Here is a 21,507-nt window from a genome sequence, read left to right as displayed (position 1 = left end):
ATAACATAGAGTGTGCTCTTTTTGTATATTTTTTTCTTCACCCAACGGGTGAAGAAGGAATAGAGTGATAAACCTTATCAAAGCGGGATAAATGCCTGTTCTGACAAGGTACTATGAATTATTCAGGATAAGTTTAGACCTTTTAATTTTCCGTTTAATTTCGGATTAAGATCTCTGGAATTTGCAGATTTTGTAACCCCCACTGAAAACAAAAATATCGAATTAACGGAAAAAGGTAGAACTTTTAATCTAGACGATGAAGAAAAGCTTAATCATGAGGTAAATTTAATATCGGAACCAGAGTGGGATAGGCGATCAAAAGTGAATAAAAAGAAACGAAAAGCAAAAGATCCTAAAGTAATTGAAGACAATGAAATGGATATCTCAGAAGAAGATGTAACTGAAGGATGGAAGGATGAACTCAAGGAAGCCCTTATAAATATGAGCCCAACTAAATTCGAACTATTTTCTCGAGCTCTAGTTAAAGAAATGGGTGTAGATATTGATAAAAGTATTGGTATTCAACCAGTAGCCGACGGTGGACTTGATGGTTTTGGGTATGTAACAGCTAATGACTTTAGAACTTCTCGAGTGGCCATTCAAGCTAAGAGATGGAATGGCAGCGTGTCCTCCCCTGAAATCGATAAATTTAGAGGAGCGATGGATAAGTATAATGCTGAGTTTGGAATATTCATTACTACTTCCGTTTTTACTAAACAAGCATTAAAAGCTTCGAGAGAAGGAACGCGGGTTATAACGTTAATCGATGGTGAGGAGATTGCAAATCTCGTTGAGAAACATCAACTATATATAAAGAAAGTAGAGACATATGAACTTGATAATTTCTTTAAAGACGAAGATTAAATCTAGAAGTTTGAATTAAACTAATTAAATCGATTTATGATTTTAGAAGGATGTATTACTTTAATTATTGTAAAAAGTGTCCAATCATTCTTCTAATAAACCAGATGAAAAGTTAAATGATTATTGAAAAGAATAGGGGAATCTTGTATGAACAAACTATACTTTCTATGTACAGGTAACTCGTGTCGCAGCCAGATGGCAGAGGGGTACGGCCGGAAACTGCTTGATTCTGACCAGTTTGAAGTCAGAAGTGCGGGAATAGAAACTCATGGTCTAAATCCGAGAGCCGTTAAAGTGATGAAAGAGGATGGTGTGGACATTAGTGGGCAGACATCCGACTTGATTGACCAGGACTACTTTAACCAGGCGGATTTGATCATCACATTGTGTGGCGATGCACTGGATAAATGCCCGACGATTCCAAAAGGTGTCGCACATGAACACTGGGACTTGGAGGATCCGGCTAAAGCCACGGGAACGGAAGAAGAAATTCTGAATAAGTTTCGTGAAACACGAGACAATATAAAAGAGAGAATTCAGACACTAAAGTAAACTTTTTAGACAGTGTAGACGCCATTGGGTAATTTTGTCTGCGCTGTTTTTTTATCTTGAAAAAGTTATAATGAGAAAGACAAGACAGAGGGCATTATGCCAGGAAAAAGGTGAGAAACCATGAAAAAAGAGTTCGATGACAAACTGAACACCATAAAATGGGTTGGTATTCTGACTATGCTGATAGACCATATTGGTTACTTTCTTTTTCCCGGTTTGATTTGGATGCGCATGATTGGCCGGATCGCTTTTCCCTGTTTTCTTTACAGTACGGTTGAAGGGACTGAACGGACATCGGATTACAAGAAGTACATCATCCGTCTGTTAGGGCTTGGAGTTCTGTCCATGCCGGTGACCCCGAACACCATTAATGTGCTTTTTCTGCTGGGTATTTTTTCTTTGTCCATGAAATGCAAACGATACTTCCTGCTTTTTATGTTGCTGAGTTTTATTGCAGAGTACAGTATTTACGGCTTTCTGTTCGGCTGGGCGATTTACTGGATGAAAAAAGAGGACAAGGTCCAGGGAGTTGTTTGGGCACTGGCAGTTCAGTTTCTGATTGGCTTCAGCACTCAGGCCCTGTCAGTTCTGTCTGTACCGCTCTTCTGGATGAAAAAAGGAATCAGGCTGCCTCGACTGCCTAGATATTTTTTCTACTGGTTCTATCCGCTGCACCAGGCTGCATTGCTGCTGATAGCAATACTTATACAGTAGGGAAGCTGCAGAAAAGGCTTTTAATTATGTTAAGCCGACGGAGTAGTATGAAAAATAAATAATAATTATATAGAGTGGAAGGGAGAGTATAACATGTGGAATTCGATTTTACTGTTGTTGATTAGCAGTTTGTTCTTCATGGTGTCCAGTCTGGCGTTCAAGGTAAAAGAGCTGGAAAGAAAAGTAGAAGAGCAGATGAAAGATGAGTAAGCCTTTGTAAAAGTTAGAGAGAAAAGAGTGTAAAACGTATGAGTGAAGACAAAATTGAGACCCTATCAAGTCTGACAGGCATCTTAGTTATGACTGTCCTTTTAGTTCTGTTCTGGGAGGAACCTCTATGGACTAAAATTGTTATTGGAGGACTTTCTGGTGTCATTAGTATGGCATTTAGAGAAGGTCTGATGAAGATTGTCGGTTCATCTCCACCCGCTAAATCAAAATTTAAAGAATTTCCTACCAACGAATATATTATCGCTCCAGCTTTTCTATTGATGATGCAATTATTGACTGAGCAGGCACGCACTGGGGATATTACATTCCAGACATTACTCAGCGCATTGGGAGCGGTAGGAGTATATTACATATTACGGCACAGTTACCAGTATTTCTTTTCAGACTATGTGGATAAAAAGGTACCACTGAAAAAGCAGCAAGCAATTAATGCAGGCAGTGTACTTCTATTTGTTTTTGCTGGACTGATGTTTGCAATTTTCGCATAAAGAAAGATGAGTATCAAAAAAGGCTGCCCTGATAGCAGGACAGCCTTTTTTTGATGCTTTATATTTTACCCAGCAGCGGCTAAAACGATAAAGCCAATCAGGTTATTGAAAAAGTGGAAGAAGATTGCAGCTTCCACAGATTTCGTCCGCTTGGCTGCGTAACCGAATAACAGGCCCATGCCGACATAAGTGTAGGCTGCGACGACAGTTGTGGGCACATGGACCAGACCAAACAATATGGATGTGAGAATTAGTGTCGTCCAGCTAATCTCATTGTGTTCCTTCCTGAAGAAGATTATGCCGCGAAAGAGCCATTCTTCAGCAAGAGGTGCAGCGATAACAATGATAATGAACAGCATCCAAAGAGGTGTATCCACCACCAGTGCTTCCACCGCTTCTTGGTTGACTAGTTCGCCGCCTCCCATCACGACCTCCAGAATCGATCCGCCGATGTTAAACAAAACATAGGATACAGGGACAAACCACCCAAGGAATTTCCAATCCTCTTTCGTCAGGCCTCGCACACCAGCTGATTCCTCTCTACTGAGCCGCTTTCGGTTCATGACTGGAAGTTTTTTAATCATAATGATGAGCGCCATCAGCAAAAGACTGCCAGTAAAGCCAACAAAAGTAATCAGACCATCAAGACTACCGATTCCTTCCAGAATTTCATCTGGTGACTGACCGGTTCCCGTAGTCCACAAACCATATATTATTCCAAATAAGACCGAAGCGATAAGTGGAAAAAGCACAGGGGAGACCAGCCACATCAAAAGCTGTTCGCCAATAGTTATTTTTCTCAAGGGATACCCCTCAGTTAATTTCATAAAATTTCCTCCTAAAAAGTTTCATGCTCTTAAGTATAGTAAAGATGCGTTAAAGATGCCAATAAAGTGTGCGAAACAGTCACTACAAAGAGCAGATTAATAAATTTAGCAGGATTTAAAAAAATAAAGCGCTTCCTATTGACAATAAAAAAAGTCATGTTACACTAAATGTGTAATCGGTTACAGATTGAGGGGTGGACAACGATGGTGACAATCAAACAGGTGGCAGAATATGCCGGTGTCTCTGTAGCTACGGTTTCCAGGACATTAAATGACAGCGGATACGTTGGAAAAGAATCCCGTAAGAAAGTGGAAGAAGCCATAAAGGTATTGGGATATGTTCCAAACGAAGTGGCCCGCTCACTTTACCAGAAGACATCTAAAATGATTGGCCTGCTTTTGCCCGATATCTCTAACCCCTACTTCCCTTTGCTGGCAAAAGGTGTAGAAGACTATGCCCAGCAGAATGGCTATATGGTTATCTTAGGAAATGTGGAAGATAATTCAGACAAGGAAGATATGTACGTGAAGTTTTTTTCACAGTACAACATCAGTGGGATTTTATCAGCAGCCTCTGGTCAGAGAAAGTACAATGACCGTGTGCCTTTTGTTCTGCTGGACCGAGCCAAAGAAGATGAAATATATTCTATCTCAACCGATGACAGCCTTGGCGGCGAACTGGCTGGTCAAGCAATTTTGGACGCGGGCGGAAAGAAAATCATTGTAATGGCTGGACCGCAGACAGTTTCCGGAGCTAAGGATCGCCTGTCAGGTATTTTAGATGTTTTGAATAAAGCAGATGTAGATTGTCGGGTGTTTGAAACAGATACTTACCAAGTGGATAAAGCGGAAGCGACTGCTCAAAACCTGTTTCAGACATTTCAGACTTTCGACAGCGTGATTGCAAGTAATGATGTGTACGCCCTGGCAGTTATGAAGGAAGCCATTAAAAAAGGGTATAACATCCCTGACGATATTCAGATTATCGGATACGATGATATGCTGTTCAGCAGACTGATGTATCCAGGACTGACCACTATTGCCCAGCCAGCTTATGAAGTTGGATACAAGGGAGCCAAAATGCTGGTGGATTTGATTGAAAAAAATGTTGTTGAGAACAAGAAAGTGAAGCTTGAGCCAAAACTAATCAAAAGAGATTCATTAAGGTAAAGAACAGGAGAGATTTTATGGCAAAGATTACGGTGATAGGAAGCATATCGACAGATTTCGTTGTCGAGACGGACAGACGGCCGCTTATGGGTGAAACGGTTGAAGGAAAAGCCTTCAGCACCAGCTTTGGCGGAAAAGGAGCGAACCAGGCAGCGGCTGCCGCTCGACTAGGTGCAGAGACAGCAATGCTTGGAGCTGTAGGAGAAGATGCTTTCGGCGATCAGCTGCTGACGAATTTAAAGGATAACGGCATTTTTGTAAATAATGTGGAACGGGTTACACAATCATCAGGTTCGGCATTTATTACACTCGTCGAAGGGGATAATTCAATTATCTATGTGCCGGGTGCCAACGGAGCGTATTCTGAGGACATGCTGGAACAGGTTTTCGAGAAAGAGACCGTCTTTCAGCAAAGCGACCTTGTTCTTGTTCAGAACGAAACCCCTGTGAAGACAGTAGAGTATTTAATCAGAAAGTGCAGTGAACTGAGCATTCCGCTGCTGTTAAATCCAGCGCCGGCACGTGAAATCGAGCGGGAGCTGCTGGACAAAGTGACCTTTTTGACACCTAACGAAACGGAATGTGACGTCCTGTTTCCAGGTGAGGACAGGGAGGACTTGCTTGCCAAGTACCCAAATAAACTAATCATTACCTTAGGAAGTAAAGGAGCCGTTTTCCATGACGGTGAGCGTATTCAGACCGTCCCGTCACTCAAGGTTAAAAAAGTAGTGGATACTACGGGGGCTGGAGATACATTTAACGGAGCTTTTGCCTTTGCCTATGCATCGGGTCTGACTATAGAAGACAGCATCAAATTCGGTAATCTGGCAGCCGGCATGTCGATTCAGAAACCCGGAGCCCAGACAGGTGCACCAAGCTTAGAACAGATGAAGGAGCATGAGCATTTTGAAAAAGAATGGAATTTTAAATAGTGAGATAAGTAAATTACTGGCGGATTTAGGCCATACCGATGAGATCATCATTGCAGACTGCGGTTTGCCAGTACCGGATGGAGTCAAAAAAATTGATCTGGCATTGAAACAGGGGACGCCCCTATTCATGGATGTTGTTGAAGTGGTTTTAGCCGACATGAAAGTGGAACAGGCATTACTGGCAGAAGAGATTAAAGAGCAGAACGATGCTGTACACCAGGAGGTTCTTAAACAGCTGGATCAGGAGGGTGCAGACGTTTCCTACCTGTCTCATGAGGCATTCAAAGAGCGGTCAAAACAGGCGAAAGCCATTATCCGAACAGGAGAAGTTACACCGTACGCAAATGTGATTTTACAGGCAGGGGTAATTTTTTAGGAGGAATGTATTGTGCAGGTTGAAATGAAAGGTATCACCAAAGCATTTGGTGAAAACAAAGTACTGAGGGGCGTCGATTTTACGCTCCAATCAGGTGAAGTGCATGCCTTAATGGGTGAGAACGGTGCCGGGAAATCGACACTGATGAATATCCTCACAGGATTGCATAAGAAAGACAGCGGCGAAGTGTTTATCAATAACAAAGAGACCCTCTATGCCAATCCGAAAGATGCAGAAGAGCATGGCGTCAGTTTTATCCATCAGGAAATGATTACCTGGCCGGATATGACGGTGCTGGAAAATATGTTCATGGGCAAGGAAATGAAAAACAAACTGGGCTGGGTTCAGACAAAAGAAATGGAAAAGAGAGCCGCAGCCGTCTTTAAGGAGCTGGGCATCGATATTTCTTTCAGTCGAACCATGAAAACTTTGAGCGTCGGGCAGCAGCAGCTGGTTGAAATCGCCAAGACACTTCTGAATGATGCAGAAGTGATTATCATGGACGAGCCGACAGCGGCTTTGACAGACAGAGAAATCCGCACGTTATTTAAAATTATTCGACAGCTTCAAAAAAAGAACGTAGCTCTCGTTTATATCTCACACCGAATGGAAGAAATATTTGAAATCAGTGACCGGGTAACAGTCATGAGAGACGGTGTCTCCATTAGTACGAAAAAGACCAGTGACACCAACTACGATGAAATAGTTAGGCACATGGTCGGGCGAGATTTGGATGATTACTATCCGGAAATGGATAATCAGAAAGGCGAGCCGGTACTTGAAGTGAAAAATCTGACGCATATGCCCGATTACGAGGATATATCCTTTACCCTCCATGCCGGTGAAATTTTAGGGTTTTCCGGTTTGATGGGAGCCGGACGAACGGAGATCATGCGAGGTATTTTTGGAATAGACGACATTGACAGTGGCGACTTACATCTGGATGGCGAAACAATAAGCATTAAAACGCCATCGGATGCCGTTTCAAAAGGTATGGGTTTCCTGACAGAAGACAGAAAATCAGAGGGACTGATTCTTGATTTTTCAGTCAGAGACAATATCAGTATGACAGCCTTTGAAGAATTTTCAAAAGGCGGTTGGATTAACGACAAGGAAGAAGAGGACTTCGTTGATCTACTCATTAAACGATTGACCGTCAAGACCGCCCATATGGAACTGCCTGTCGGAGCTTTATCTGGTGGGAATCAGCAGAAAGTTGTTCTTGCCAAATGGATTGGTGCCGGTTCTCGCGTACTGATTCTTGATGAGCCGACTCGTGGGGTTGACGTCGGTGCCAAACGTGAAATTTATAATCTGATGAAAGAGCTGGCAGAACGCGGCGTCGGCATTATCATGGTCTCAAGTGACTTGCCGGAAGTGATCGGTGTCAGCAACCGGGTACTGGTCGTACATGAAGGAAGAATTTCAGGCGAACTGAACCGGGAAGAATTATCAGAAGAACGCATCATGACCTTAGCTACAGGAGGAAAATAATGGATACAAAAAGTGCAGCAATTACAAGAAAAAAAGAAAAACGAAGTGAACTGTACCGCAAACTGGGTCCGCTGGTTGCGCTGATTGTGCTTATGCTCATCGTAACGGTACTGAACGTGAACTTTATCAGGCCGGCCAACCTGCTTAATCTCCTGAGACAAGTATCAGTCAATGCCTTGATTGCTTTCGGGATGACCTTTGTCATTATCACCGGAGGGATTGACCTCTCAGTCGGTTCGACTCTGGCCTTATCGAGTGCCTTGACAGCAGGCATTATTGCCTTGGGAGTACCTTCGCCTTTGGCTATACTAGCGGGTCTTTTAATAGGGGCTTTCCTGGGAATGATCAACGGACTGTTGATTACAAAAGGAAATGTGGCACCATTTATCGGCACACTGGCTACGATGACCATCTATCGTGGACTGACGCTCGTTTACACTGAAGGAAATCCGATTACCGGCTTCGGTGGCGGCTTTGCTTTTCAGTTCTTCGGAAGAGGCTATCTATTCGGGATTCCATTCCCAGTCATTCTTACAACAGCAGCCTTTATGATTTTGTTTATCGTACTTCATAAGATGACCTTTGGCCGTAAAACTTTTGCCATCGGTGGGAATGAACAGGCGGCTTATATTGCCGGGATCAAATCTGACCGAGTAAAAACAATGGTTTATGCGATATCCGGAATGATGTCAGCACTAGCAGGACTTATCTTAACGTCTCGATTGAACTCAGCCCAGCCTACTGCGGGGACAGCTTATGAACTGGATGCCATTGCAGCAGTCGTTATTGGCGGAACAAGCTTGGCAGGCGGTAAAGGACGTATTGTCGGGACACTCATTGGTGCCTTGATTATCGGAACATTGAACAACGGCCTAAACTTACTTGGCGTATCCAGCTTTTACCAGCAGGTTGTCCGAGGGGTCGTCATAATCATTGCGGTATTATTGGATAGAAAAAAATAAAAAGAGAAAAATGGAGGAATTAACAATGAAAAAACTTATCGGACTATTATCACTATCATCAGTACTGGCTTTAAGCGCATGTGGAGCAGCTACTCTGGAAGGCGACCAGGCAGGAGATAATGGCGAAGTGGAAGAAATGTCAGCCGAGGAGATTACCATCGGTTTATCCATTTCTACATTGAATAACCCTTTCTTCGGAGACCTGCAAAGAGGTGTGGTTGAAACAGCAGAAGAAAATGGTTCAACTGTCCGTTCGGTTGATGCCCAGGATGATACAGCCACTCAAATCAACGGCATTGATGACTTGATTCAGCAAGGGGTCGATATTCTTCTGATTAACCCAGTGGATTCAGACGCGATTACACCAGCTATTGAGTCAGCTAACTCAGCAGGTATTCCTGTCATTACCATTGACCGTTCGAGTGAAGGCGGCGACGTCTTGACCTTTATCGCATCAGACAACGTGGAAGGCGGAGAAATGGCAGCTGAGTTTATCATCGACTTAGTGGGAGAAGATGCCAGTGTGGTTCAGCTTGAAGGCGTACCGGGAGCATCTGCAACCAACGAACGTGGAGAAGGTTTCCGTAATGTTGCAGACGAGCGACTCAATGTTGTTGAAAGCCAGTCAGCTAACTTTAACCGTTCAGAAGGTTTGAGCGTTATGGAAAACATCATTCAGTCCTACTCAGATATTGATGCAGTCTTTGCCCAAAACGATGAAATGGCTTTAGGTGCACTTGAAGCGTTGGAAGGCGCAGGCATGAGTGACGTGGTTGTTGTCGGTTTTGACGGTAATGATGACGCTTTATCAGAAATTGAAGCAGGACGACTAGATGCAACCATTGCGCAGCAACCGTATGAAATGGGCTCCATTGCTGTCGATACTGTGTACGAGTACTTCTCAGGCGCCACAATCGACGAGGAAATCGCTGCACCACTTGAACTGATCAGTGCAGAATAAAAGGTTAATAGGGTATAGGAAAAACTCACTCGCTTTTGAGTGAGTTTTTTTCGTCTAATAGATTTTAAAGAGGCCGACTAATTTAACTGCACTAATTTCAATAGTTGTCTAGTTCGTCAAATCCTTTATAAGGTGAACTAACGTCGGAGTGTAGTTTGCATGTTAATTTTATTAGGAACTGCATTCTGTTTGGTAAAACTGACTAATCGGTGGAGTTCAGAAAACTGAACTCGACAAAATGAGCTGAAAAATGTAGTTCACACTAATAAACCAGGAGTAAACTGAAGCAATCCGTCAGTAAGAAAAATTACCCTGTCATATGTTACAATTACCTAGAATGCTGCACTATTTGAGGAGGCAAACCATGACAGCAGTGATGTGGTTTAGAAGAGATTTGAGGTTAGAAGACAACACAGCACTGAAAGAAGCAATGGAAAGGGAAGATAACTTGCTGCTCTTGTTCCACGTTAATCCTGAACAATTTCTGGAAGCAGGTTCCCTGAACCAGGCTGCTTTTTTCAAGAGTGTACGGACACTTCAAAAAGAAATAGAAGATAAAGGTGGCAAGCTTCAGATATTATTTGGGGACTTAGAAGAATCGTTCAAAAAGCTTAAAGAAACAGTCCCGGACTGGAAGGATATTTATGTGAATCGCGATGAAAAAGGGTATGGGTTGAAGCGTGACAAGCAGGCAGGCAAGCTGTTTGAAGAGTTGAAAGTAACGGCTCATGGCTACCATGATCACCACATTCATTCCGCTCAGGAAATCAAGACGAATTCGGGCACACCTTATAAAGTGTTTACCCCTTACTTTAATAAGTGGAAAGAAAAGCAAAAGCCTGATGTCATTCAAGTTGACTGGAAGGAAGAAAAAATAATCAAAGATCAGCTTTTTGAAGAAGATGAAAAACAGTTCGATGACTTTCTGTCAAAGCAAGCCGAACTTGATGACGTTGAACTTGGGAACGCGGCTGCGCATGACCGTCTGGAAGAATTTATTGAAAATCATTTAAATGACTACGATGAAGCCAGAGACATTCCGATGAAAGACGCGACGAGTCGTCTGTCCAAGCACTTGAGAGCTGGGGAATTGTCGATTCGCACCGTTTACTCAGAAGTCATGAAAGCCGAGGCGTCTACGAGTCGGGAAACCTTTATTCAGGAGCTGGCCTGGCGCGACTTTTACAATATGATTTATGCGACGAACGCAGAACAGAAAGAGCAGTCCATCAAGGAAGACTTCAGACAAATTGACTGGGACAATAATGAAGAGAACTTCAGAAAATGGACAGAAGGAAAAACAGGCTTCCCGATTGTCGATGCAGCGATGCGACAGATGAATCAAACCGGCTGGATGCATAACCGCTTGAGAATGATTACAGCGTCTTTTCTAGTGAAAGACTTGCTGGTCGACTGGCGCTGGGGAGAAAAGTATTTCCAGAAGATGCTGATTGACTATGATGCAGCCAGTAACATCGGCGGCTGGCAGTGGGCGGCATCAACCGGAACGGACGGGGTCCCATATTTTCGAGTCTTCAATCCGACCACTCAGTCCGAGCGCTTTGACAAAGACGGTTCATTTATCAGAAAGTTTGTCCCAGAACTGAAAAACATTACCGATAAAAAAATTCACGAACCATCCAAACTCACGGAAGAAGAGCAGGAAGAAGCGGGTGTAATAATTGGACACGATTACCCTGAACCCATTGTTAACCATAAACGAAGCCGGGAATTGGCTATTCAAGCTTTTGAAGAGAGTAAGAAGAGGGCAGCAAATGAAAGTGAAGAATAAAGATTCAGTGGGTTAGAAACCAATAGCTTCGATTATTAAAGCTAAAAGTCAGACGAAACCTTTGACCTTCTTTGACCTTTAATGTATAATCATTTTAGATTCATTAAAAAACACAAATATGCTACACTAATTAAGAATGAAGTTATAGGAGGAAATAAATATGAATTTAGTACCTACAGTTATTGAACAATCTCCACGCGGCGAGCGTGCGTATGACATTTATTCTCGTCTTCTGAAAGACCGCATCATTATGCTGGGTGGCGGCATTGATGACCAGGTTGCCAACTCAGTTATTGCTCAGCTCTTATTCCTGGACGCTCAGGATCCTGAAAAAGATATTTATCTTTACATTAACTCACCAGGCGGAAGTGTTACTGCTGGACTGGCGATTTACGATACAATGAACTTCATTAAAGCGGACGTTCAGACAATCGCTATTGGTCTAGCGGCTTCTATGGGAAGCTTCCTGCTGGCTGCCGGTGAAAAAGGCAAGCGTTTCGCCCTGCCAAATTCAGAAATTATGATTCACCAGCCATTAGGTGGAGCTCAAGGTCAGGCAACTGAAATTGAAATTGCTGCCAAGCACATCTTGAGAACCCGTGACCGCTTGAACCGTATTCTGGTTGAGCGCACTGGTCAGGAAATGGAAGTTATCGAGCGCGATACAGATCGTGACTTCTTCATGACTGCCGACGAAGCTAAAAATTACGGCTTAGTCGATCAGATTATGGATAGCTCAGAAGATTTAACAAAATAATTAAATACCTTTAGAAGCCAGCTGGCTAAGTCCATTGAGATTTTAGTCAGCTGGCTTTTTTTGTACTTGATAAAAGGAAAAACGGTCAGTTCTGACCGTTTCCTTATAGCTTTTAAAGCAAGTAAGTAGCTTAACGGACACATTTCAGTATAAACAAGAAGATTGTATTGAGACGTTTTGACCGATAATGTCCTCTTCGGCAAACTGACAAGGACCAAGGCAGCCAGTCTGCCAAAGAGTGGGGTAGTTCGGCAGATTGCAGCGAACCAACACACTCACTTTACCGAAAAAGAGGCATCTTGGGTTCACTCAAATTTTCAGATAGCTGAGTTTGCTAAAGAAGAGCAGTCTTTAGCAGACTCAGCGCAAATTTGCTTTGAGTTCGCCGAAAGCTCACGTATTTCAGCAAACTCAGAGCGAAACATTACCGGGTATACCGAAGGAGCCCCCACTTCGGCACACTCACGATAATCCGAGGGTGAGTTTACCTAATATCACTGAACTTCAGCAGACTCATCTCCTTGAAACTTTCCACTTTACCGAAGCACAAAATTATCGCTATTTTTTAAAGAACCCCCTAGGAAAAACCAGCTATTGTGAAGAAGAAATCTATAGGGCTTATGATTGGCTAATGATTTTTCACAAGAGTATAATAGAATAAGTAGAGTAAAAGAGAAAGGAGTGCGTACGTGGACAAATCAGCTATAAAAACGGATGCCGTCACTACCAAAGGGGGTCTGCATTTAGGCGATACAGATGCACCAGTTAAAGTAGTAGAATTTCTCAATGTAAGGTGTCCTTTTTCCAAGGAATGGTGGGAAAAAGGCAGTCCGGTCTTGGACAAATATGTTCAGGACAATAAAGTAGAGCGTATCATCAAATTATACGACAAGGATAAACCGGGTTTAAGAAAAGGGAATATCCTTCACGCCCACATTAACTATCAGAATATCGAGCAGGCCGAGAACGACTTGGACTACTATATGACTCACTTGAATGAATGGGGTGATTTGCCGGAAGACGAAGTCGCAGCTTTTGCCCAGGCAAAACGGGGTGCCGAACAACAGGACAACACTAGTCAGTCTGAAGCAATCAGAGATGAAGTGAAAGCAGCTAATGTGACCTTGGTTCCGACAGTAGTAATTGAAGACTACGTATTTGACGAGCATATAACGGAAGAGGAACTTGAAAGTATTATTGAAAGCAAACTAAATAGAAATGAAGAGAGATAATCCAACGCTCTTCATTGGACAACTAATGTCCCGCCGATTTAAGTTGATGGGTTGATTTCTGGCCCGCTTGCTGATACACTGTAATAGAACGTGCAAGAGAGACTATCTTGTAGTCGATCAGCTCAAGTTGAATAGAGTGTCAGGAAAGGTGCCTAGTTATATGCTGTCAGTAATTGAAAAAGTTGCACCGGGCACACTTCATATTTTGAAAAGACGGTTTTACATTTTGAGTCATATCAAGAAATCAGCACCTATAGGCAGACGAACACTAGCTGAACGTCTGGGATTTACAGAACGTGTACTCCGTAAAGAGGTCGAAGTTCTAAGGAATCAGGGTCTGATTAAATCGTCCAGTCAAGGTATGGAATGTACACCAACCGGAGTGACTGTGTATTATCAATTAGAAGAATTGATGGGGCAGCATGTCCAGTCTCAGGAAAAAGAGACACGACTGGCAAATGCACTTGGCATTCAACACTGTACTATCGTCATCGGTAATTCAGATAAGGATCAGACAACTCTGGTAGATATGGCGCGAGCCACAACAGAGGTCATGGACTTTCTATTACCGGAAGGAAAAAGTACGGTAGCAGTTATGGGCGGTACAACGATGGTTCAAGTGGCAGAAGTCATCAGTCAGCAGATGGGCCTGAACAGAGAACTCCTTTTTGTCCCCGCACGTGGTGGACTAGGCGAATCTGTTGATATACAGGCCAATGTTATCGCAGAGATGATGGCGAAGAAGACTGGCGGAATGAGCCGGGCGTTATATGCTCCCGAACATGTTCGGTCAGAAACTTATTCACTGTTGCTTGAAGAACCGGAAATCAAGGAAACCCTTGATATTCTGGAAAATGCAACACTGGTACTTTACAGTATCGGCAATGCGCTCGAGATGGCTAAAAGAAGAGGGATGGACGAAGAGACGCTGGCACAGCTTGTTGAAAAAGAAGCAGTCGCAGAGGCGTTTGGTGAGTTTATTAATCCTCAGGGAGATATTGTACACAAATTATCCCGCATAGGCCTGCAGTCTTCCGAATTACCGAGTATAGCGAATGTGGTCGCTGTAGCCGGCGGAAGAGAAAAAGCGCAAGCAATAAAAGCCCACATGAAAACTGTCCCTCCTCACACTTGGTTAGTGACGGATGAGGCAGCCGCAAATGAGATTTTAAACGGGGAAACCCTTTAAAATAAAAAAAATATTTATTTCCTAAGGAGGAAATTAGATTATGTCAACAAAAGTAGCAATTAATGGTTTTGGTCGTATCGGTCGTTTAGCACTTCGTCGTATCCTAGAAATGGATACAGAATTAGAAGTAGTAGCAATCAACGACTTAACAGATAACGAAGACTTAGCGTATCTACTAAAATATGATACAGCTCAAGGTCGTTTCCCGCATGATGTAGAAGTTAAAGGTGACTCTCTAGTTGTTGGCGGAAAAGAAATTAAAGCTTTTGAAGAAAAAGACGCTAGCAAATTACCTTGGGGAGACCTTGGAATCGATATTGTACTTGAATGTACTGGTTTCTATGTATCTAAAGAATCTTCTCAAGCACACGTTGATGCTGGAGCTAAACGTGTATTGATCTCTGCACCAGCTAAAGGCGATCTGAAAACAATCGTTTACGGTGTAAACCACGAAATCCTAGATGCTGACGATCAAATCGTATCTGCTGCTTCATGTACAACTAACTGCCTAGCACCAATGGTTAACGTACTGAACAGCGAATTCGGAATCAGCCGTGGACTTATGAGCACAATTCACGCTTATACATCTAGTCAAGTATTGCAAGATGCACCAGGCGGACGTAAAAGCCGTGCAGGTGCACAAAATGCTATCCCAGCTTCAACTGGAGCTGCTAAAGCAGTAGGTAAAGTAATTCCTGAAGTTGATGGACTAATCGACGGAACTGCTGTACGTGTACCAACAGTAACAGGTTCTATGGTTGAACTTTACTCTGTACTGAAAAAAGACGTTACTGTAGAAGATGTTAACTCAGCAATGGAAAAAGCATCATCAAGTGCTTACATCTACAATGAAGACGAAATCGTTTCTTCTGACGTGATCGGTGTTCCTGCTGGATCAATCTTCGATGCAACTCAAACTAAAATCATGGAAAGCGAAGACGGACAACTTGTTAAAACTGTAGCTTGGTATGACAACGAGTACGGATTCACTGGAAACATGGTTTCAACTTTAGAATACTTCACTAGCCTTTAATATCCAGCGAATATCTAAGATAAGAAACAACTCTATTGTAAAGTAATAAATAAGCGGGGGAGCTAATACTCTATTATTTAAGAGGACACAACGATTGATGCGCAAGCAAAAAATTGGACTGTTCAAACTGAATAAAGGGGATCGCGCTTCCCCCTTTTTTTGTGAAATAAAGGGAACAGAGTCAACAGGGTTAGTTTTCCATACAGAAAGGTAGGACTTTACACATGGCAAAGAAGACAGTTAAAGATTTAGAATTAAATGGCAAGAAAGTACTGGTCCGTGCTGATTTTAACGTACCGATGAAGGACGGAAAAATCTCTAACGACAACCGTATCCAGGCAGCACTGCCAACCTTGGAGTACATTCTTGAACAAGGCGGAAAAGTAATCGTCTTTTCTCACTTGGGACGCGTGAAGACCGAAGAAGATAAAGCGGGTCTATCAATGAAACCTGTAGCAGATCGTCTAGGTGAGTTACTTGGAAAAGACGTGAAGTTTGTAGCTCAAACTCGTGGAGAAGAGCTTGAAAACGCAGTAGCTGAACTAGCTGACGGTGACGTACTGATGTTTGAAAATACACGTTTTGAAGATGTTGACGGTAAGAAAGAAAGCAAAAACGATCCTGAATTAGGTAAATACTGGGCAGGTCTAGGCGATGTTTACGTGAACGATGCATTTGGTACGGCTCACCGTGCTCACGCATCAAACGTAGGTATCGCATCAAACCTTGAATCAGCTGCCGGATTCCTGGTCGAAAAAGAAATCAACTTTATCGGTGGAGCAGTTGATGAGCCTAAGCGCCCATTCGTTGCAATTTTAGGTGGAGCAAAAGTATCAGATAAGATCGGCGTCATCGAAAACCTTATCGCTAAAGCTGACAAAGTTCTTGTCGGTGGGGGAATGACATACACATTCTACAAAGCTTTAGGTCATGACATTGGTAATTCATTAGTTGAGGAAGATAAAGTTTCTCTAGCTAAAGAACTGATCGACAAAGCAGGAGATAAACTTGTCCTGCCCGTTGACTCTATCGTAGCTGCAGAATTTTCTAACGATGTTGAAACTGAAACAGTTGGAGAAAACATTCCTGAAGGCAAGATGGGTCTGGATATCGGACCGAAGACAGTTGAACTGTTTGAAAACGAACTTAAAGATGCGAAGACAGTCGTATGGAACGGACCAATGGGTGTGTTCGAAATGAGCAACTTCGCTCAAGGAACAATCAAAGTCTGTGAAGCACTTGCAAAACTTGAAGATGCTACAACGATCATCGGTGGCGGAGACTCTGCGACTGCTGCTCAGCAGCTTGGTTTTGAAGAAGACTTCAGTCACATCTCAACAGGTGGCGGAGCTTCACTGGAATACCTTGAAGGAAAAGAACTTCCTGGTATCGCAGCTATTTCAGACAAATAATAAATAGAAAAGCAAGGCAAGCCGTTTTGACCTTCACAAAAATAGGGAATGACGCCCAATTGGTGAGAATCTAGCATTTCAATGCGTAGAGTCACAGTATGCGTTAGAAGAGCATACTGCGCAATGGCTCATTCATCATTTTTGTGCGAGGTCAGGCTTGGATTGCTGGATAATAAAAGCAAGACAAGCCGTTTTGACCAGATGAGTAGCGTAACTGGTCTGGTCGCTGACGGCGATTAAACAAAAGGTAAGGAACACTTCCCTGGACTACACAACAGAAAGAAGGACGATAGAATGCGTAAACCAATTATCGCTGGTAACTGGAAAATGAACAAGACATCGACTGAAGCGGCAACGTTCATCGATGCTGTCAAAGGAAAGATCCCTTCAACTGACAAAGTGGACGCTGTAATAGGCGCGCCAAGTCTATTTCTTCAAAGTCTGATCGATCTAACAGTGGATACTGATCTCAAAATTGCTGCACAGAACTGTCATTTTGAAGACGAAGGCGCATTTACAGGCGAAATCAGCCCTAAAGCGCTTGAAGATATCGGAGCGGCTTATGTGATCATCGGTCACTCTGAACGTCGTGAACTGTTCCATGAAACAGATGAAGACATCAACAAAAAAGCACATGCAGTGATCAGCCACAACATGGTTCCAATCATCTGTGTGGGTGAAACACTTGAGCAAAAAGAAGCAGGACAGACTAACGACCTGGTTTCCGGTCAAGTAGAAGCTGCTCTTAAAGGATTAAGCGCTGATCAGGTAAGCAATCTAGTTATTGCTTATGAGCCAATCTGGGCTATTGGAACAGGCAAAACTGCGACTGCTGAAGACGCTAATGACACTATCTCAGTTGTTCGTCGAACAGTTGCTGATGTTTACTCACAAGACGTTGCAGATGCTGTCCGTATTCAATACGGTGGATCAGTTAAACCAGCAAACATTAAAGAGTTAATGGCACAACCAGATATGGATGGCGCACTAGTTGGAGGCGCAAGTCTGGAAGCTGATTCGTTCTTACAACTACTGGAGGCGGCTGAATAAATGAGCAAAGCACCTGTTGCCATCATTATCCTGGACGGATTCGGATGGCGCGAAGAAGAATACGGTAATGCCGTAGCACAAGCGAATAAACCCAACTTTGACCGTTACTGGAACGACTACCCACACAATACTATGAAGGCTTCTGGGCTGGCTGTAGGCTTGCCTGAAGGTCAAATGGGTAACTCTGAAGTAGGACACACCAACATTGGTGCTGGCCGTGTTGTCTATCAAAGTATTACGCGTATAGACAAAGCGATTGAAGACGGTGAGTTTGCGACAAATGAAGCACTCAATAATGCTGTCAGTCATGTGAAAGAGAATGACTCTGCGCTTCATTTATTTGGACTCGTTTCCGATGGTGGGGTTCACAGTCATCAGCGTCACTTAACGGCTTTAGTTGAAGCAGCTAAAGATAAAGGTGTAGACAAAGTCTATATCCATGCCTTTACTGACGGACGTGACGTAGCACCTGATTCAGGCGCACGCTTCATCGAAGAACTGCAGGACATTGTAACGGAATTGGGTGTCGGTGAAATTGCAACCATCTCTGGTCGATTCTACGCAATGGATAGAGATACACGCTGGCCACGAGTTAAACGTGCTTACGATGCTATCTTCCACGGCGAAGGAATCAAAGCAACTGATCCTGTACAGGCGATGAAAGACAGCTACGCTAACGAGAAAATGGATGAGTTCGTTGAACCGGTTGTTATTGAAAAAGATGGCAAAGCTGTTGGTACGGTTAAAGACAACGATGCTGTTCTGTTCTTCAACTTCCGACCAGACCGTGCGATTGAATTATCACGCGCACTGACTGAACCGGATTTCGAAGAGTTCGATAGAGGACAGACACCTAAAAACGTTAAGTTTGTGACCTTTACGCAATACACTGCGGACATGGATGCTGAAATTATGTTCCCGCCTGTATTCCTTAAAAATGTTATCGGACAAGTTCTGGCTGACAATGGCTTGAATCAGTTGCGTATTGCTGAAACTGAAAAGTATCCGCACGTGACATTCTTTATGAACGGCGGAACCAACGATGAGTTCCCTGGTGAAAAACGTATCCTGATTCCGTCCCCTCAAGTTGAAACATACGACTTGAAACCGGAAATGAGTGCATACGAAGTAACGGATGCCTTGCTTGAAGACATCGAAAATGATGAACACGATGCCATCATCCTGAACTATGCTAACCCCGATATGGTTGGACACTCAGGCATGCTGGATAAGACAATCGAAGCGATTGAAGCGGTAGACGAAAACCTTGGACGTGTGGTGGATGCTATCCATGAAAAAGGCGGCTCAGTGATTATCTTTGCTGACCACGGAAATGCCGATACGGAATTGACGCCTGAAGGTAACCCCCATACTGCGCACACAACAGTGCCTGTACCGGTTATTGTCACTAAAAAAGGTGTAACGCTAAGAGGCGACGGTAAACTCGCTGATGTGGCACCGACTATGCTTGATCTTTTAGGCATTGAAAAGCCTGAAGAAATGACCGGCGAAAGCTTAATCGAGAAATAAACAACTGATTTTAAACTGTTCTTAAATAGAACAATTAAAATATTTAAACCAAGCTTTTTCCAAAAATTGGGAAAAGAAAACTAAAGGAGAGAAAATACAAATGCCATTTATTACAGACGTACTAGCACGCGAAGTTCTTGATTCACGTGGTAACCCAACTATCGAAGTCGAAGTTATTACAGAAAGCGGTGCTTTCGGACGCGGTATGGTTCCTTCTGGAGCTTCTACTGGTGAACACGAAGCCGTTGAACTACGTGACGGAGACAAAGACCGTTACCTAGGTAAAGGTGTTTCTAAAGCTGTTGAAAACGTAAACGGAACAATTGCTGATGCTATCATCGGTATGGATGTTCGTGACCAGATGGGCGTTGACAAAGCGTTAATCGAACTTGACGGAACAGATAACAAAGGTAAATTAGGTGCGAATGCCATTTTAGGCGTATCTATTGCTGTTGCACGTGCAGCTGCTGACTACCTTGATTTGCCACTTTACCGTTACCTTGGCGGAACAAACACTAAAGTATTACCAACACCAATGATGAACATCGTTAACGGTGGATCTCACTCAGACGCACCAATCGCGTTCCAGGAATTCATGGTATTGCCAGTTGGCGCACCAACATTTAAAGAAGCTTTACGTTGGGGAGCAGAAATCTTCCACGCACTAAAAGCTATCCTTAAAGACCGTGGTCTAGAAACGTCAGTTGGTGACGAAGGTGGATTCGCTCCTAAGTTCGATGGAACTGAAGACGGTGTTGAAACGATTCTTGAAGCGATCAAAAAAGTTGGACTTGAGCCTGGTAAAGATGTCTACCTAGGATTTGACTGTGCAGCAGCTGAATTCTACGAAGACGACGTATACAACTATGCTAAATTCGAAGGTGAAAACGGTGCGAAACGTACTGCTGCTGAACAAGTAGATTACCTTGAAGAATTAGTAAACAAATACCCAATCATCTCTATTGAAGATGGAATGGACGAGAACGACTGGGACGGTTGGAAACTATTAACTGAGCGTTTAGGCGACAAGATTCAGTTAGTTGGAGACGACTTGTTTGTAACAAACACTAAGATTCTAGAACGTGGAATCAAAAACGACACAGCTAACTCAATCCTGATTAAAGTTAACCAAATCGGTACATTGACAGAAACATTCAATGCTATCGAAATGGCTAAAAAAGCTGGCTACACTGCAGTTATCTCTCACCGTTCTGGTGAAACTGAAGATGCGACTATTTCAGACATCGCTGTAGCATTGAACGCTGGACAAATCAAAACAGGTTCTCTTTCACGTACTGACCGTATTGCAAAATACAACCAGTTACTAAGAATTGAAGACCAATTAGGTGACTTGGCTGTATACGAAGGACTAGAAGCTTTCTATAACTTAGCTGACAAGTAATTCACTTCATAATAAACCCATGTCGCACTGCTTTTAAAGTAGTGCGACACGGGTTTTTTGTATATTCTAAGAAAACAGAAGGTGTAAAAAGACTGTGTTCTGTACTTTTACACCTCCTCCTTAACAGTAACTGGTTAATTCTCTTCATCGAGACGTCCGAATGCGTCTTCGCCTTTAGCTTCAAGGTTGCGGTTGGCAATGTCTTTCAAGTTATCCCGTTCAGCCTCATTGATATCTCCATTTTGCCTTAAATAGTCAATCTGATTAAGCAGATCTTTTATACGGGGCGTTAGTGAGAAAACCCCTGGTTTCAACCAGGGGATGAATCACGTCTCGAACGCCCGCTATTGTATTCTTTTAGCTGGTCTGAACGTATTGCAGCACAACTTCTTTGGATACATCGCCTACAGTGCTGGCAAAGTAACTATGTGACCATAACGACCCTTTCCAAAGCTCCTTCTTCGTATCTGGGTAGGCTTTAAACCAGTCCCTTGCAGAAGCGCCCTTCAATGCCTTCATGACCGAACTAATGGCCTTGT

22 protein-coding genes are annotated in these 21,507 nt (G+C 43.1%); 19 read left to right on the top strand and 3 right to left on the bottom strand.

Features of this window, described 5'->3' with window-relative positions:
• The first annotated feature begins 321 nt into the window (after positions 1 to 321).
• The 4 genes from ACYVLS_RS11080 (at position 322) to ACYVLS_RS11065 (ending at position 2,849) form a co-directional block, all read left to right on the top strand.
• The gene (locus ACYVLS_RS11080) at positions 322 to 864 is read left to right on the top strand and encodes a restriction endonuclease (RefSeq protein WP_460324501.1); all 543 of its coding nucleotides are present in this window, start codon (positions 322 to 324) and stop codon (positions 862 to 864) included.
• A 147-nt stretch (positions 865 to 1,011) separates the two neighbouring features.
• Positions 1,012 to 1,416: an arsenate reductase (thioredoxin) gene (gene arsC / locus ACYVLS_RS11075; protein ID WP_460324499.1), complete on the top strand. Its 405-nt coding sequence runs from the start codon at positions 1,012 to 1,014 to the stop codon at positions 1,414 to 1,416.
• 120 nt (positions 1,417 to 1,536) lie between these two features.
• Complete coding sequence (locus tag ACYVLS_RS11070) at positions 1,537 to 2,130, top strand: TraX family protein (protein WP_460324497.1); 594 nt, start codon at positions 1,537 to 1,539, stop codon at positions 2,128 to 2,130.
• 248 nt (positions 2,131 to 2,378) lie between these two features.
• The gene (locus tag ACYVLS_RS11065; protein ID WP_460324495.1) at positions 2,379 to 2,849 is read left to right on the top strand and encodes a hypothetical protein; all 471 of its coding nucleotides are present in this window, start codon (positions 2,379 to 2,381) and stop codon (positions 2,847 to 2,849) included.
• Positions 2,850 to 2,914: 65 nt separating this feature from the next.
• On the opposite strand, the gene ACYVLS_RS11060 is transcribed toward ACYVLS_RS11065, so the two are convergent.
• On the bottom strand, positions 2,915 to 3,676 hold the full coding sequence (locus tag ACYVLS_RS11060) for a lysostaphin resistance A-like protein (protein WP_460324493.1): 762 nt from the start codon (positions 3,674 to 3,676) through the stop codon (positions 2,915 to 2,917).
• 204 nt (positions 3,677 to 3,880) lie between these two features.
• On the opposite strand from ACYVLS_RS11060, the gene ACYVLS_RS11055 reads away from it, so the two are divergent.
• The 15 genes from ACYVLS_RS11055 (at position 3,881) to eno (ending at position 20,968) form a co-directional block, all read left to right on the top strand.
• The gene (locus tag ACYVLS_RS11055) at positions 3,881 to 4,846 is read left to right on the top strand and encodes a LacI family DNA-binding transcriptional regulator (RefSeq protein ID WP_460324491.1); all 966 of its coding nucleotides are present in this window, start codon (positions 3,881 to 3,883) and stop codon (positions 4,844 to 4,846) included.
• A gap of 17 nt (positions 4,847 to 4,863) precedes the next feature.
• Complete coding sequence (rbsK, locus tag ACYVLS_RS11050; protein WP_460324489.1) at positions 4,864 to 5,778, top strand: ribokinase; 915 nt, start codon at positions 4,864 to 4,866, stop codon at positions 5,776 to 5,778.
• The gene (gene rbsD / locus ACYVLS_RS11045; RefSeq protein ID WP_460324487.1) at positions 5,753 to 6,154 is read left to right on the top strand and encodes a D-ribose pyranase; all 402 of its coding nucleotides are present in this window, start codon (positions 5,753 to 5,755) and stop codon (positions 6,152 to 6,154) included. The genes rbsK and rbsD overlap by 26 nt, the downstream gene beginning before the upstream one ends.
• 12 nt (positions 6,155 to 6,166) lie before the next feature.
• The gene (locus ACYVLS_RS11040) at positions 6,167 to 7,648 is read left to right on the top strand and encodes a sugar ABC transporter ATP-binding protein (protein WP_460324485.1); all 1,482 of its coding nucleotides are present in this window, start codon (positions 6,167 to 6,169) and stop codon (positions 7,646 to 7,648) included.
• Complete coding sequence (locus ACYVLS_RS11035; protein WP_460324483.1) at positions 7,648 to 8,610, top strand: ABC transporter permease subunit; 963 nt, start codon at positions 7,648 to 7,650, stop codon at positions 8,608 to 8,610. The genes ACYVLS_RS11040 and ACYVLS_RS11035 overlap by 1 nt, the downstream gene beginning before the upstream one ends.
• 25 nt (positions 8,611 to 8,635) lie before the next feature.
• Complete coding sequence (locus ACYVLS_RS11030; RefSeq protein ID WP_460324481.1) at positions 8,636 to 9,571, top strand: D-ribose ABC transporter substrate-binding protein; 936 nt, start codon at positions 8,636 to 8,638, stop codon at positions 9,569 to 9,571.
• A gap of 364 nt (positions 9,572 to 9,935) precedes the next feature.
• Positions 9,936 to 11,363 carry a cryptochrome/photolyase family protein gene (locus ACYVLS_RS11025; protein ID WP_460324479.1) on the top strand — a complete coding sequence of 476 codons (1,428 nt, stop codon included), beginning with the start codon at positions 9,936 to 9,938 and terminating at the stop codon, positions 11,361 to 11,363.
• A gap of 160 nt (positions 11,364 to 11,523) precedes the next feature.
• Positions 11,524 to 12,120, top strand: coding sequence for an ATP-dependent Clp endopeptidase proteolytic subunit ClpP (gene clpP / locus ACYVLS_RS11020; protein ID WP_460324477.1), 597 nt, complete (start codon positions 11,524 to 11,526; stop codon positions 12,118 to 12,120).
• Positions 12,121 to 12,809: 689 nt separating this feature from the next.
• Positions 12,810 to 13,352 carry a thioredoxin domain-containing protein gene (locus tag ACYVLS_RS11015; RefSeq protein WP_460324475.1) on the top strand — a complete coding sequence of 181 codons (543 nt, stop codon included), beginning with the start codon at positions 12,810 to 12,812 and terminating at the stop codon, positions 13,350 to 13,352.
• 160 nt (positions 13,353 to 13,512) lie between these two features.
• A complete protein-coding gene (locus ACYVLS_RS11010) occupies positions 13,513 to 14,541 on the top strand; it encodes a sugar-binding transcriptional regulator (RefSeq protein ID WP_460324473.1) in 1,029 nt (342 codons plus the stop codon).
• A 40-nt stretch (positions 14,542 to 14,581) separates the two neighbouring features.
• The gene (gene gap, locus ACYVLS_RS11005; protein ID WP_460324471.1) at positions 14,582 to 15,574 is read left to right on the top strand and encodes a type I glyceraldehyde-3-phosphate dehydrogenase; all 993 of its coding nucleotides are present in this window, start codon (positions 14,582 to 14,584) and stop codon (positions 15,572 to 15,574) included.
• Positions 15,575 to 15,798: 224 nt separating this feature from the next.
• Positions 15,799 to 16,986 (top strand): phosphoglycerate kinase, encoded by a 1,188-nt coding sequence (locus tag ACYVLS_RS11000; RefSeq protein WP_459768997.1) that lies wholly within the window; start codon positions 15,799 to 15,801, stop codon positions 16,984 to 16,986.
• Between the two features lie 294 nt (positions 16,987 to 17,280).
• Positions 17,281 to 18,036 carry a triose-phosphate isomerase gene (gene tpiA, locus ACYVLS_RS10995; RefSeq protein WP_460324468.1) on the top strand — a complete coding sequence of 252 codons (756 nt, stop codon included), beginning with the start codon at positions 17,281 to 17,283 and terminating at the stop codon, positions 18,034 to 18,036.
• On the top strand, positions 18,037 to 19,566 hold the full coding sequence (gene gpmI / locus ACYVLS_RS10990; RefSeq protein ID WP_460324466.1) for a 2,3-bisphosphoglycerate-independent phosphoglycerate mutase: 1,530 nt from the start codon (positions 18,037 to 18,039) through the stop codon (positions 19,564 to 19,566).
• Between the two features lie 100 nt (positions 19,567 to 19,666).
• Positions 19,667 to 20,968 carry a phosphopyruvate hydratase gene (eno, locus tag ACYVLS_RS10985; RefSeq protein WP_460324464.1) on the top strand — a complete coding sequence of 434 codons (1,302 nt, stop codon included), beginning with the start codon at positions 19,667 to 19,669 and terminating at the stop codon, positions 20,966 to 20,968.
• A gap of 134 nt (positions 20,969 to 21,102) precedes the next feature.
• Here the strand turns inward: eno and ACYVLS_RS10980 are convergent, their stop codons facing one another.
• Together ACYVLS_RS10980 and tnpA are read right to left on the bottom strand one after the other, a co-directional pair.
• Positions 21,103 to 21,282, bottom strand: coding sequence for a hypothetical protein (locus ACYVLS_RS10980; protein WP_460324462.1), 180 nt, complete (start codon positions 21,280 to 21,282; stop codon positions 21,103 to 21,105).
• Between the two features lie 43 nt (positions 21,283 to 21,325).
• Positions 21,326 to 21,507 (bottom strand): IS200/IS605 family transposase (tnpA, locus tag ACYVLS_RS10975; protein WP_460324460.1); only part of this gene is annotated, 182 nt, incomplete at its 5' end.

It is taken from the genome of Alkalibacterium psychrotolerans (genome assembly GCF_054784355.1).
Note: the sequence above shows the minus strand (reverse complement) of the source record. Positions and strands in the feature narration are given on the sequence as shown.

Excerpts from the sequence above, each read along its gene's own strand:
- gpmI (WP_460324466.1), top strand. The coding sequence starts at position 18,037 with ATGAGCAAAGCACCTGTTGCCATCATTATCCTGGACGGATTCGGATGG.
- ACYVLS_RS11070 (WP_460324497.1), top strand. The coding sequence starts at position 1,537 with ATGAAAAAAGAGTTCGATGACAAACTGAACACCATAAAATGGGTTGGT.
- ACYVLS_RS11035 (WP_460324483.1), top strand. The coding sequence starts at position 7,648 with ATGGATACAAAAAGTGCAGCAATTACAAGAAAAAAAGAAAAACGAAGT.
- gap (WP_460324471.1), top strand. The coding sequence starts at position 14,582 with ATGTCAACAAAAGTAGCAATTAATGGTTTTGGTCGTATCGGTCGTTTA.
- rbsK (WP_460324489.1), top strand. The coding sequence starts at position 4,864 with ATGGCAAAGATTACGGTGATAGGAAGCATATCGACAGATTTCGTTGTC.
- eno (WP_460324464.1), top strand. The coding sequence starts at position 19,667 with ATGCCATTTATTACAGACGTACTAGCACGCGAAGTTCTTGATTCACGT.
- ACYVLS_RS11055 (WP_460324491.1), top strand. The coding sequence starts at position 3,881 with ATGGTGACAATCAAACAGGTGGCAGAATATGCCGGTGTCTCTGTAGCT.
- ACYVLS_RS11025 (WP_460324479.1), top strand. The coding sequence starts at position 9,936 with ATGACAGCAGTGATGTGGTTTAGAAGAGATTTGAGGTTAGAAGACAAC.
- ACYVLS_RS11030 (WP_460324481.1), top strand. The coding sequence starts at position 8,636 with ATGAAAAAACTTATCGGACTATTATCACTATCATCAGTACTGGCTTTA.
- ACYVLS_RS11010 (WP_460324473.1), top strand. The coding sequence starts at position 13,513 with ATGCTGTCAGTAATTGAAAAAGTTGCACCGGGCACACTTCATATTTTG.
- clpP (WP_460324477.1), top strand. The coding sequence starts at position 11,524 with ATGAATTTAGTACCTACAGTTATTGAACAATCTCCACGCGGCGAGCGT.
- ACYVLS_RS11060 (WP_460324493.1), bottom strand. The coding sequence starts at position 3,676 with ATGAAATTAACTGAGGGGTATCCCTTGAGAAAAATAACTATTGGCGAA.
- ACYVLS_RS11065 (WP_460324495.1), top strand. The coding sequence starts at position 2,379 with ATGAGTGAAGACAAAATTGAGACCCTATCAAGTCTGACAGGCATCTTA.
- arsC (WP_460324499.1), top strand. The coding sequence starts at position 1,012 with ATGAACAAACTATACTTTCTATGTACAGGTAACTCGTGTCGCAGCCAG.
- ACYVLS_RS11000 (WP_459768997.1), top strand. The coding sequence starts at position 15,799 with ATGGCAAAGAAGACAGTTAAAGATTTAGAATTAAATGGCAAGAAAGTA.
- tpiA (WP_460324468.1), top strand. The coding sequence starts at position 17,281 with ATGCGTAAACCAATTATCGCTGGTAACTGGAAAATGAACAAGACATCG.